The 13,161-nt window shown below is 37.9% G+C and carries 10 protein-coding genes; 3 read left to right on the top strand and 7 right to left on the bottom strand.

Annotated features, from left to right (window positions below):
• The 4 genes from F933_RS13140 to F933_RS13125 form a co-directional block, all read right to left on the bottom strand.
• On the bottom strand, positions 1-1,016 hold a 1,016-nt coding region (locus tag F933_RS13140; RefSeq protein ID WP_005061859.1), incomplete at its 3' end, for a BapA/Bap/LapF family prefix-like domain-containing protein.
• Positions 1,017-1,413: 397 nt separating this feature from the next.
• Positions 1,414-2,913, bottom strand: coding sequence for a cation:proton antiporter (locus tag F933_RS13135; protein WP_005061857.1), 1,500 nt, complete (start codon positions 2,911-2,913; stop codon positions 1,414-1,416).
• Positions 2,914-3,156: 243 nt separating this feature from the next.
• Positions 3,157-4,056: a KPN_02809 family neutral zinc metallopeptidase gene (gene ypfJ, locus F933_RS13130; protein WP_005061855.1), complete on the bottom strand. Its 900-nt coding sequence runs from the start codon at positions 4,054-4,056 to the stop codon at positions 3,157-3,159.
• A gap of 38 nt (positions 4,057-4,094) precedes the next feature.
• Complete coding sequence (locus F933_RS13125) at positions 4,095-5,018, bottom strand: DUF808 domain-containing protein (protein ID WP_005061853.1); 924 nt, start codon at positions 5,016-5,018, stop codon at positions 4,095-4,097.
• Between the two features lie 164 nt (positions 5,019-5,182).
• Between F933_RS13125 and trpS the strand changes: the two genes are divergently transcribed.
• The 3 genes from trpS to F933_RS13110 all read left to right on the top strand — a co-directional run bounded on the left by trpS (position 5,183) and on the right by F933_RS13110 (position 8,993).
• Positions 5,183-6,196 carry a tryptophan--tRNA ligase gene (gene trpS / locus F933_RS13120; protein ID WP_005061849.1) on the top strand — a complete coding sequence of 338 codons (1,014 nt, stop codon included), beginning with the start codon at positions 5,183-5,185 and terminating at the stop codon, positions 6,194-6,196.
• A gap of 414 nt (positions 6,197-6,610) precedes the next feature.
• Complete coding sequence (locus F933_RS13115; RefSeq protein ID WP_005061847.1) at positions 6,611-7,255, top strand: YqiJ family protein; 645 nt, start codon at positions 6,611-6,613, stop codon at positions 7,253-7,255.
• 28 nt (positions 7,256-7,283) lie between these two features.
• Positions 7,284-8,993: a flotillin family protein gene (locus tag F933_RS13110; RefSeq protein ID WP_005061845.1), complete on the top strand. Its 1,710-nt coding sequence runs from the start codon at positions 7,284-7,286 to the stop codon at positions 8,991-8,993.
• A 433-nt stretch (positions 8,994-9,426) separates the two neighbouring features.
• On the opposite strand, the gene sucD is transcribed toward F933_RS13110, so the two are convergent.
• The 3 genes from sucD to lpdA all read right to left on the bottom strand — a co-directional run bounded on the left by sucD (position 9,427) and on the right by lpdA (position 13,070).
• Positions 9,427-10,317: a succinate--CoA ligase subunit alpha gene (gene sucD / locus F933_RS13105; protein WP_003655479.1), complete on the bottom strand. Its 891-nt coding sequence runs from the start codon at positions 10,315-10,317 to the stop codon at positions 9,427-9,429.
• A gap of 12 nt (positions 10,318-10,329) precedes the next feature.
• Complete coding sequence (sucC, locus tag F933_RS13100; protein WP_003655470.1) at positions 10,330-11,496, bottom strand: ADP-forming succinate--CoA ligase subunit beta; 1,167 nt, start codon at positions 11,494-11,496, stop codon at positions 10,330-10,332.
• A 140-nt stretch (positions 11,497-11,636) separates the two neighbouring features.
• Complete coding sequence (gene lpdA / locus F933_RS13095; protein ID WP_005061841.1) at positions 11,637-13,070, bottom strand: dihydrolipoyl dehydrogenase; 1,434 nt, start codon at positions 13,068-13,070, stop codon at positions 11,637-11,639.
• Positions 13,071-13,161 lie beyond the last annotated feature (91 nt).

Genomic DNA, 13,161 nt, shown 5'->3' with positions numbered 1-13,161 from the left:
ACTTCTGTTGTGCTGTCATCTGGGAAGGTCACAGTCACCGTCGAACCAGGTTCAGCTGTTCCCGTGATTGGATCTGTTGCGTTGATCGGATCAATTTCTGGCGCATTTGGTGAGGTAACATCTACTGTATACACTTGGGTGTCTGTTACCGTGCTGCTATTACCTGCCGCATCTGTAAATTTCACATTTGCATCAATAGTCTTATCTGCATCTGCCAACAAGCCACTGCCTGGTACGCTTACACTCCATGTACCATTTGCAGTATTTACCGTTGCAATATAGTTCACACCATTCACAACTACAGTCACGACTGTTGTTGCTGCATCAACAGGAATGTTGGTCAGTTTACCTGTAATCGTGACATTACCCGCTGCTTCCGCTGCGTTTAAAACATTGTCAGGAGTTAATGGATCTATATCAAATACAACATTATCGGTGTTAGGAGGTGTTGTATCCGTATTATTGTTATTGTTGTTATTATTGTCGCTGCCCCCACCGCTTGCTGCTGCAATAATACCACCTGCCACCAAAGGTATCGCCCATAACCAAGGACTCATACCAGCATCGTGATACAAAAGAGGTTCAACTGATTGAATTGGTTGAAATACCACATCTGAAACTGGAGCTTGCGCCACTTCAGGTACTGCTGCAGGTGTTTCCTCTAAATATACTGCCCCTTCATTATCGGAATCACTGTCTGCATCTGCGTCACTATCTGCATCTGCATCATTTTCTGAATCTTTGAATCTAGCCCAAATTAATTGACCATTTTCACCCTGAAAGACAAGACTATTATCTAAATTGGCTCCTTGGCTGAAGAAATTCTGTATAACAATCATTTCTCCATTTTTTAATAAAACAACAGCATTATTGCCATCCTTTTTGACCGCTGAAATATCACTCACTGGAACCTTCACTAAAACTACAGAGGGTTCAGAAGATAATGTCGCAGTTTTTCCCGTCGTATTTTCAAGGGTTTTATGACTTTCCTTGGAAATTATTTGTATCTCAGACATGGTTATATTCCTCATTATAAATTATTAATTTTCAACTACTTTCTGTTTGCATTATTAACGTAAGTTTAAGTTATTGTTTCTAGTGATATAGTTCACAACATTACTTTAAATCAAATACACAAAATGTTAAATAGTTCACACAACCGATATAAAAATAGTTACAATGAAACAATTTAATCAAAATGACATAAATAATTGATTTATATTAATTACTTTAATAAATAAATTTTAATTCCATTATAAAAGTTACATTTATTAATAAATATACTGTGAATTTATAATTAGTTCCTAAAAGGTATTTAAATAACTTTAAAATATTATTTAATAAATCTTAATCACCTTTAAAAAGAAAAACCTTCTTTAAAGAAGGTTTTTATCAAATAAACAAAATATAATGCTAAAAATTATCAGGATTTTCTAAACGTCTTACTTCTTCACGTCTATTTGGATTATGTACAGTTGCCACACCATCATCTGACTTCTCATCTAATAAAATTTCGGGGTTATAAATAGTGATTATTTCTTTACCTGCACTATCTTCACCAACAATATACTTGAATCCTCTTCTATTCATTTTATTACATAATCGTTGATATAGCCCTTTTATTCCCTCCTTTTCCTCGCTTGGATTGTAGTAGAAAGCATTCATCACTGCAGGTAAACCCAAGCCGCAAACCACCCCAGACAATAAAACACTGATAAAGGTGTATCCAATTAAAATACTGCTATACGCACTAAGAGCCGGAACATTCGCTACAGCAAGAATTAATGCTAAAGAGATACCTCCGCGAACGCCACCCCATGAAAGTATGGCTAAACTGCCGTTATAGCTTTTATTTTTAAAAGAGGGAAATAATGCGAAAGCTGCAAAATTTGCGGCAAATCTAGAGAAATGGAGAATAAAGAAGGCAATAATTCCACCAATAATTAAATTTGCACTTAAATCCAATATAAACAGTTCTAGACCAATCAGCGTAAATAGGAATGAATTGATAATTCCCTCTACGGTATGCCAAAAATGATTCACCTCGCGTATTTCACGCTGATCTCTTATTTCTTGCCATTTATTCCCAACGATTAAGCCACCTATCACACAAGCGATCGGCGCAGATGCATGTGCAAATAATGCAACTAAATAAGAACCACTGGCCAATAAAGCGGTGGTTAATATAAGTGACTCCATTTCATGCTTACCACGCAGCAGTCTTAAAATACCTAGACCAAATGCAAAACCAATAATGACTGCTACAATAATTTCATAAAGTAATGTCTCGATCGTAGCGATCAGAGAAAAATGCTCCCCCTGTAATACTTTGAGCAAGGTCATGAATAATGCAATACACATTGCATCATTAAAGAGTGATTCACCTTCAAGCTTTACGATTAAATGATGCGGTGCTCGAATAGAGCTTAATACCCCTTTTATCCCAATTGGATCTGTAGCTCCTAAAGCTGCACCAAGTAATAACAATACAGGTAAAGGTACTGGATAACCAACCACCCATTGGAAGATATACAGTAACCCAGCATAAAAAACGGCGCAGAGTACTAAAGCAATACTTGCCAAAATACTAATTGGCTTCCAATAACTTTTTAAATCAGAAATTTTAAATTTAAGCGCTGATGAAGTTAAAATAAAACAAATAACACCATTAATTAAAAAATCGTAAAAATCAATATTCCGAACCGCTGATTCAATATTATGAATATTAATCGTTATAAACTCATTTCCATTTAATAAACTCGCCCCCCATTGCAGAATAAAGACGAATATTGCCGATACAATCGGCACACCGATCGCTTGAGGAAAACCTAATATTCGTTTATTAAAGATAGTGGTTGCTATGGAAAGTGCAAAAACAGCCGTTAATGCTTGTAAAAGAAAGAAATTACCCATAACACCTCTTTAATATTTCTATTACACAGCCAACAACCTACCTAGACATAAAGCTTATCAAAATAAATTAATGACGGTTTTAGGAAATTTAAATAGATCAAACACCCATCCATTATTGGTTATCGCACAAGGCCGATTTTCGGGATAAGCGTTTGATCTAGAATCAATATTTGTAAATAATATTTTACTTAATTCTGCTTTTGTTATTCGTATAGCTTACGTAGTTAATCACTTATTAGATGATCAAATGCCTTTAAATGTATTACATTGATTAATGTCACCAGACTTCAATCCTAATTGGAACCATTGCATACGCTGTTCACTTGTACCATGAGTAAAACTATCTGGCACAACTTGACCCGTAGATCTACGCTGTAAATAGTCATCACCAATTTTTTCGGCAGCATCCATCGCTTCTTCAATATCACCCTGCTCTAAAAACTGAGTACGCTTTTGATTCTGATGTGCCCAAATTCCTGCAAAACAGTCTGCTTGAAGCTCTAAACGTACGGAAAGCTGATTACCTTCAGCTTGGCTAGCTTGTGAACGTGCCTGTTGAACCTGTCCAGAAATTCCTAATAAATTTTGAATATGATGACCAACTTCATGAGCAATCACATAAGCTTGTGCAAAATCTCCAGCCTGATCTTGACGAGAAAGTTCAGTTTGATTTTGCTCTCCAGAAATACCCATTTGCTGGCGCATATCTTTAAAGAAAGCAGTATCGATATATACTTTTTGATCTGCTGGACAGTAAAAAGGTCCCATCGCCGCTTGAGCAGTACCACAACCCGATCGAACAACACCATTAAATAAAACTAATTTGGGTGGCTTATACGTCATTCCTAATTGTTGAAAAATAGGTACCCATGTATCTTCGGTATCGGCTAGTACAGTTCCCACAAATTCACTTGCCTCTTTCTGATCAGCAGTTAAATTCTGTGGGGCTGCTGCTGCTTGAGAAGATTGAGCATTCGTCACAGCCTGAGTTGCTTGATAAGCTTGTTGAGGATCAACACCAAAAAACTTCCATGCAACAAAAGCCACGATTAATCCTAATATACTAATTCCACCTGCTTTTGCCCCGCCACCACCACGACGGTCTTCAACATTGGTACTGACTCTACGACCTTTCCAACGCATAACGATCTCTCTCTATTATGATGATGTGGGCTTCAATGCTAAGCAGAAGCTTTAGTCCAAACTTTTTTTATTATTCCAACCAAAATTAATACAATCGCACCAGCAATAAAACCAATACCTAAATTAATCAAAGTTGGTGTTAAAGCACCAACAATCGAACCGATGCTTGGTATGAGTTCTAAATGATCTACCGTTTCTTCTGTGAAATGATGTAATAAAGGAATAGTATGTGAAATAATTCCACCACCGACTAAAAACATAGCAATTGTTCCAACAATCGATAATGTTTTCATTAATATTGGTGCAAAAGCCAGTAATCCACGACCGATCTTGTTTTTAAAGTCTGATGCTTGTTGTGTTAAATATAAGCCTAAATCATCAATTTTAACAATCATTGCAACAAAACCATAAACACCAATAGTCATCGCAATTGCAATCACACTCAGTACAGAAACTTTCGTCATAAATGCTGCTGTTGCAACGGTACCAAGTGAAATCACCACAATTTCGGCAGATAAAATAAAGTCTGTTCGAATCGCACCTTTAATTTTATCTTTTTCAAATTTTTCTAAATCTAATTCTGCTTGTTTAAGATTTTCATTTGCCTCTTCAGCCGTTTTGGCTTTTTTATGATGCAGCATGTGTACGACTTTTTCGACACCCTCATAACAGAGGAATAAACCGCCGATCATAAGTAGTGGATTAATCAACCAAGGAGCAACAACACTAATTAACAGTGCTAATGGAACTAGAATTAACTTATTGACGAACGATCCTTTTGCAACACTCCATACTACAGGCAATTCACGGTCAGATCGTACACCGCTCACCTGCTGCGCATTCAGAGCAAGGTCATCACCCAATACACCCGCAGTTTTTTTTGCTGCCATTTTACTCATTACAGCAACATCATCTAAAATCGTTGCAATATCATCAAGTAATAATAATAAACCACTCGCCATTTTTATTTCCTAGTTTGTATTTATCTCGCTATTGTAGAATTACTCAATAAATTCACAACATTATTTTAAGAAAAAGTTGAAGCAATCGCTGACGAAAAATTTTTATTTACCGTACAATAACGCCAATCTTATATTTATCAAATAACTGAATCTTGGAACATATCATGAGTAATGTTGATCAACGTCCAATTATTTTGACAGGCGATCGTCCGACAGGACAACTTCATCTTGGGCATTTCGTCGGTTCATTACGTTCTCGTGTAGGTCTACAAGATAGTCATCATCAGCATCTACTATTAGCTGATGCACAAGCAATGACTGATAATGCTGATAACCCAGATAAAGTTCGCAACAATATTCTTCAAGTTGCTCTAGATTACTTGGCTGTGGGTATTGATCCAAGCAAAACAACAATTTGTGTACAGTCTTGCTTACCTGCACTCAATGAACTCACCATGATTTATCTAAACTACGTGACAGTTGCGCGCTTAGAACGTAATCCAACAGTAAAAGCAGAAATTCAATTACGTAATTTTGAGCGCGATATTCCGGCAGGTTTCTTGTGCTATCCAATTGCTCAAGCAGCAGATATTACTGCCTTTAAGGCAACTGTGGTTCCTGTAGGTGAAGATCAATTACCTATGATCGAGCAAACCAACGAAGTTGTACGTCGTATCAATCGTCAAATTGGTCATGATCTATTACCAGAATGCAAAGCATTATTATCGAATATGGCACGTTTGCCTGGTTTTGATGGTAAAGCAAAAATGTCTAAGTCTTTAGGTAATACCATTGTATTAAATGCGACAGATAAAGATATTAAAAAAGCCGTAAATGCAATGTATACAGATCCAAACCATTTACGTATTGAAGACCCAGGTCAGGTTGAGGGCAATATTGTATTCACTTATCTCGATGCTTTTGATCCGAATAAAGAAGAAGTCGAAGAGCTAAAAGCACATTATCGTCGCGGTGGTCTTGGCGATGGTATGGTGAAAAAACGTCTAGAAGGCATTTTACAAGAGCTTATCGCACCTATACGTGAACGTCGTGCTGAGTTGGAAAAAGATCCTGATTACATCATGGATATTTTAAAACATGGTACAGAAAAATGTCGTGACATTACCCAACAGACTTTGGATGAAGTAAAAGCTGGAATCGGCTTGTTTAAATTCTAATTTACGTTACTTTTACAATAAAAAGCCCATCTTTTGGGCTTTTTTACTAACTATTTGATTTAATTTTCAATTCAACATACATCTTTAAAAATCCAAACTAACATTTTTTGTCACTTATTAACATCAATTTACACTCCCTTACATGAATACCTATGAAATTGGTCAGGTTTTTTAATAATATAGCGATGTAGGTTAGTAAACACTAATCTCATGACATTTCTCCTTTCAACCGAAACTGTTTTTACAGATTCGTTGTTCAACGCAGTGATCACCCCAATCATTGCGTTTTTTTTCGTTTGAAGAATAACAATTGATTTTTTATTGAAATTAAAGCCAGTAACATTTAATCTTATAACTGATTTATTTTTATAAAAAATTTCTTAACGATTTCTAAAAGAAATAAGAGTATTACTAATGATATGGGATTTAATAACACATCCATCCAACATCGTTTTTAGCATATCCCTAATGTTGTGCCTATTTATTGGTGTGCTTGAGTTAATTCTATTAATGTTTGGTGGTAGCACCAGTTTTTTTGATCAATTTTTACCAGATAGTCTAACGGATGTTAATCACGCAGAAGTATCAGCAGAACATACGGACGGTTTATTTACTCAGCTTTTAGAATGGCTATATATAGGTAAAGTTCCTTTGCTTATCTGGTTAATCATTTTTCTAACGGTTTACTCATTAACAGGATTAATTATTCAGGATATTTTTTTCCAATTTACTGAACATTATTTATCAGCTTGGATTATCGCTCCCGCATGTTTATTTTTATGTATGCCTATAGTACGTTTGAGTGCTACTTTAATTGCTAAAATTATTCCTAAAGATGAAACAACTGCTATTCAGATTGACGACCTGATAGGGCGAACAGCTCAAATTGTTTTAGGTGAAGCAAAACCCAACTCACCTGCCCAAGCCAAAGTTAAAGATCAATTTGGTCAAATCCATTACATCTTAGTAGAACCCGAACTTGATCTGGTTTTTCATCAAGGTCAAGATGTGATTTTAACGCAAAGAACCAAAATTGGATTCCAAGCAATCGCTTGTTAATTTTTTTATATAATTTGAGGGTGTAGAAATGTTTAATTCAGCATTGACTGAAATTTTGATTATTGCAGGTGTGATTTTCGCTGCATTTATTTTTATTGGGGTAATTATCGCCCGCCTATATACCCGTTCAAGTAAAGAAGTCTCTTTTGTTCGTACTGGTTTTGGTGGCGAAAAAGTCATTTTAAATGGCGGTGCGATTGTACTTCCTGTGCTACATGAAATTATTCCAGTCAATATGAACACCTTACGTTTAGAGGTAAAACGCGCAGCAGATCAAGCGTTAATTACACGTGACAGAATGCGTGTGGATGTCATGGCTGAATTCTATGTTCGCGTCAAACCGATTGCTGAATCGATTGCAACGGCTGCCCAGACACTTGGTAGAAAGACTATGTCCCCGCCTGAATTAAAAGATTTGGTCGAAGGCAAATTTGTCGATTCACTCCGTGCTGTTGCTGCTGAAATGGCAATGGAAGAACTACATGAAAAGCGTGTCGACTTTGTGCAAAAAGTTCAGCAAGTCGTTTCTGAAGATTTATCAAAAAATGGTTTGGAACTTGAAACAGTGTCTTTAACAGGGCTTGATCAAACTAGCTTTAAATTCTTTAATCCACAAAATGCGTTCGATGCAGAAGGTTTAACCAAGCTAACTGAAACCATTGAAGATCGTCGAAAAAAGCGTAACGACATTGAACAAGATGCTGATTTAGCAATTCGTGGAAAAAACTTACAAGCAGAACGTGCACGTTTAGAAATCTCTCGTGAAGAAGAATACGCGAAGTTACAACAAGAGCGTGAAATCTCGATACGTAAAGCTGAACAAACTGCAGAAATTGCCTCTCAAGAAGCAGGTAAAAAACGTGAAGCTGAAGAAGCTCAAATTGCTGCTGAACGTGAAGTGGAACTAAAACGTATTGCCTCTGCCCGTGATGTTGAGAATGAAAATATCCAAAAAGCTCAGCTCATTCAAAAAGCACAAGTTGAACAGAAAAAAACCATTGAATTGGCTGAGCAAGACCGCGCCATTGCCATTGCTGAAAAATCTCGTGCTGAATCAGAAGCCAAAGCGCAAGCAGACAAGGCCCGTGCCGAAGCGGTAAAAGCGGAGGAAGAAGTTGTGACTGTACGTGAAACACAACGCGCTGAACGTCAAAAAGCAGTCGAGCTGGTTGCTGCTAAACAAACTGCTGAGAAAGAAGCGATTGCGATTACCGTTGCTGCGGATGCGGGTAAAAAGGCTGCGGCAGATGAAGCTGAAGCTGTGCGTATTGCTGCTGAAGCAGATGCTGAAAAAATTCGCTTAAAAGCGAAAGGTGAAGCAGATGCTAAAATATTACTTGCTCAAGCTTTAGAGAAACAGTATCAGGTTGATGCGGAAGGTGCGCGTGCAGTCAATGAAGCAGCCAATACCCTTTCTGCTGAGCAAGTGGAAATGCAAGTGCGTTTAGCATTACTCAAACATTTGCCTGAAATCATTCGTGAAAGCGTTAAACCAATGGAAAATATTGATGACATCAAGATTTTACAAGTGAATGGTTTAAGTAGCTTTGCAGGCGGTGGCACTGTCGGTAGTGATACGATTGAAAATGGTCAAACCTCTTTATCGGATCAAGTCGTGAATAGCGCCCTACGCTATCGTTCACAAGCGCCATTGATTGATAGTTTAATGAATGAACTAGGTTTACAAGGTGGCGATATCAATGGTTTGACTCAAGGGTTAAAACCTAAATCTGAGTAATTATTTTCAATCTATCAAGAGTCTTAGCAATAAGGCTCTTTTTTTTCATCTAAAAAATATAAATAGATAGCTAGTGGAGATTAAGCATCATTTGAAAAAATTAAGATTTTCTTCAATTCTAAAATTACCTCATCTTCATCATACATGTACTCACCGCCTCCACACACATATGAAGCTAAAATTAGAACCATATTATTTATCCACTCTTCCTCTAACTTCAAATCACCAAGAAGATCTTCTATTCTTTGCGCATTCTTAATAGATAAATCGTTTTTTATCTATAAACTGCTTAACACTGTAAATCAATTTTTCTTTAATCATTTATCTTACCCTTGGGCTAATTATGCTATTTTTTAGGAACTTATATCATTTTATTTTAATAAAAAACCCCAATGTCGCCATTGGGGTTTTTTAAAGATTAAAATCTAACGAATTACGCTAAACCTTTCTCTTTTAAAACTTGCAACATAGTAGAACCAAGCTCAGCTGGACTACGAGTGTAAGCCATTCCCGCGCGTTCAAATGCAGCGAATTTCTCTTCAGCAGTACCTTGACCACCAGAAATGATCGCACCGGCATGACCCATACGCTTACCTTTAGGTGCAGTTACACCCGCGATATAACCAACTACAGGCTTAGTCACGTTAGATTTGATGAATTCAGCAGCTTCTTCTTCCGCTGTACCACCGATCTCACCGATCATGATGATTGCATCAGTGTCTGGATCATCTTGGAACAATTGAAGTGCTTCAATCTGGTTCATACCTGGGATTGGGTCACCACCAATACCGATACAAGTAGACTGACCTAAACCAAGCTTAGTTGTTTGAGCAACAGCTTCATAAGTCAATGTACCTGAACGTGAGATGATACCAATACGGCCTGGTTGGTGGATGTGACCAGGCATAATACCGATCTTACATTCACCAGGAGTGATCACGCCTGGGCAGTTAGGACCAACTAAACGAGTACCGTTACCGTTAGTTTCTAGGTAGCGTTTAGCTTTAAGCATGTCGATCGTTGGAACACCTTCAGTGATCACAACGATCAGGCCAACACCTGAATCAACCGCTTCAACGATTGAGTCTAAAACGAATGGAGCTGGTACATAGATTACAGATGCATCTGCATTTGTTTCACGTACAGCTTCTTTCATTGTGTTAAATACTGGTAGGTCAAGGTGAGTTGTACCGCCTTTACCTGGAGTAACACCACCAACAACTTTTGTACCGTAGTCTAAAGCTTGTGCAGAGTGGAAAGTACCGTTTTTACCAGTAAAACCTTGTACCAATACTTTAGTGTCTTTATTAATTAATACGCTCATGATTGATACTCCTTACGCTTTAACTGCAGCTACAACTTTTTCTGCGGCATCAGATAAACCGTTCGCAGAAATTAATTTCAAACCAGATTCATCAAGTAATTTAGCACCTAACTCAGCGTTGTTACCTTCTAAACGAACAACAACTGGTACAGTTACATTTACTTCTTGAACCGCTGCAATAATTGCTTCAGCAATCATGTCACAACGTACGATACCACCGAAGATGTTGATTAAAACACCTTGTACAGAAGTATCAGCAAGGATGATTTTGAACGCTTCGATTACGCGCTCTTTCGTTGCACCGCCACCAACGTCAAGGAAGTTTGCAGGCTGACCCCCATAAAGTTTGATGATGTCCATCGTTGCCATTGCAAGACCAGCACCATTCACCATACAACCGATGTTACCTTCTAAAGCAACATAGTTAAGATCAAATTCAGATGCTTTTAATTCACGCTCATTCTCTTGAGACTTGTCACGTAAAGCAGCAACTTTAGGTAAACGATAAAGCGCGTTAGAGTCGATACCTACTTTCGCATCTACACATAAAATATCGCCATTTTCACGAACTGAAAGTGGGTTAATTTCAAATAATGCAAAGTCATTCTCAACAAATGCTTGGTAAGCAGCAGCCATAATTTTTACAAATTGGCTGATTTGCTTGTCTTTCAAACCTAAAGCAAACGCAACTTCGCGTGCTTGGAATGGTTGTAAGCCAACGAGTGGATCAACTTCAACTTTGATAATTTTTTCTGGAGTTTCTTCTGCAACTTTCTCGATTTCTACACCACCTTCGGTAGAAGCCATGAAAGTAATACGACGGCTAGAGCGGTCTACAACCGCACCCAAGTAAAGCTCACGCTCAACTGGATAAACGTCTTCAGCAACAATAATGCTGTTAACTGGTTGACCATTTGCATCTGTTTGATACGTTACTAAACGAGTACCAATGATGTTGTTAGCGAATTCGATAACATCTTCTTTTGATTTTGCAACTTTAACGCCACCAGCCTTACCACGACCACCAGCATGAACTTGCGCTTTCATTACAGCGAATTTACCACCAAGCTGTTCAAATGCAGCAACTGCTTCATCTGCATTGGTTGCCAAGATACCTTCTTGTACTGGCATACCATATTCTTTCAATAACGCTTTAGCTTGATACTCATGTAAGTTCATTTAGTTACCTACTATGTTGTTTGATGTGATACAACCTAGATATTTTTTTTAAACTAGGCTGTTACATATTGAGTAAATGATTGTCTTGTAAACCAATCATCATCATTCAAAAAAGTGTGGCAAAAGCCACACTTTTTATTTTATTTACGTTTACGTTGAATCGCGTGGATTGCACGACCATCAACAGCAAGCGCAGCTTCGTGTACAACTTCAGAGAATGTTGGGTGACCAAAAGTCATCAACTGTAAATCTTCTACAGAAGATACAAATTCAAGTGCAATCATACCTTGATGTACGATGTCAGATGCGTTTGGACCAACAACATGCATACCTAACAGTCGATCAGTTTTTGCATCTGCAACGAATTTAACAAAACCAGCAGTATCACCAGCTGCTAAAGCACGACCATTTACTGCAAATGGGAATTGACCTGCTTTAACTTCATGGCCTTTTTCGACAGCTTGTTCTTCAGTTAAACCAACCCAAGCCGCTTCTGGGTGTGTATAAATAACACTGATGATCGTGTCATAGTTCACTTGAGCTGCGTGACCGTGAATACGTTCAACAGCCATTACGCCCTCTTCCATTGCTTTATGTGCAAGCATTGGACCGCGTACCAAGTCACCAATCGCGTAAACACCTTCTACAGATGTTTGACATTGATCATTGACATCAACCAAACCACGCTCAGTCAATTTAATGCCTGAATCTTCAGCCAATAAACCTTCTGCATATGCTTTACGACCAACACAAACGATTAACTTGTCAAAAACTTGTTCTTTGTCTTCGCCAGCTTGGTTGTATTTAACTGTTACTTCTTGACCATTGGTTTCAGCACCAGAAACTTTCGCACCGATACGAATATCTAAACCTTGTTTCTTCAAGATTTTTTGATATTCCTTCGCCAATGCTTTATCAGCCATTGGTAAGAATGCATCTAATGCTTCAAACACAACAACTTCTGAACCAAGACGGCGCCATACCGAACCAAGCTCTAAACCAATAACACCTGCACCGATAACCCCAAGACGCTTAGGAACTTCTGAGAATTTCAATGCGCCAGTCGAATCAACGATTAAGTCTTCATCAACAGGAGCTACTGGAATATTTACAGGTACAGAACCAGTCGCAAGAATCACATACTTAGGTTCTAAAACTTGAACTTCACCCTCAAAAGGCGTGAACTCTACTTTTTTACCAGCAAGTAATTTACCAGTACCTTGTAACCACTCAATACCATTACCTTTCAGTAATTGAGCAACACCACCAGTCAACTGATCAACAACTTTGTCTTTACGAGCTAACAAAGTATCTAAATCAAATTTAACTTCACCTGTGGTAATACCGTGTTCAGCAAGTTCGTGAAGGGTTGCTTCGTAACGGTGAGAAGAGTCAAGCAATGCTTTAGAAGGAATACAACCAACGTTTAAACATGTACCACCTAAAGATGGCTTACCATTGTGAATACGTTTTTCGATACAAGCGACTTTGAAACCAAGTTGAGCTGCACGAATCGCCGCTTCATAACCACCAGGTCCACCGCCAATAACAACAAGATCAAACTGTTGAGACATTTTTATCTCCAATTAATCCCCCTTAAATCCCCTTCTTTCAAAAAGGGGCTTCCCCTCTTTACTAAAGAGGGGTTAGGGAAGATTTATAATT

Origin of the sequence: Acinetobacter beijerinckii CIP 110307 (assembly GCF_000369005.1) — a bacterium.
Lineage (GTDB): Bacteria > Pseudomonadota > Gammaproteobacteria > Pseudomonadales > Moraxellaceae > Acinetobacter > Acinetobacter beijerinckii.
The sequence above is the reverse complement of the archived record's forward strand: the minus strand, read 5'-3'. Positions and strand labels throughout refer to the sequence as shown.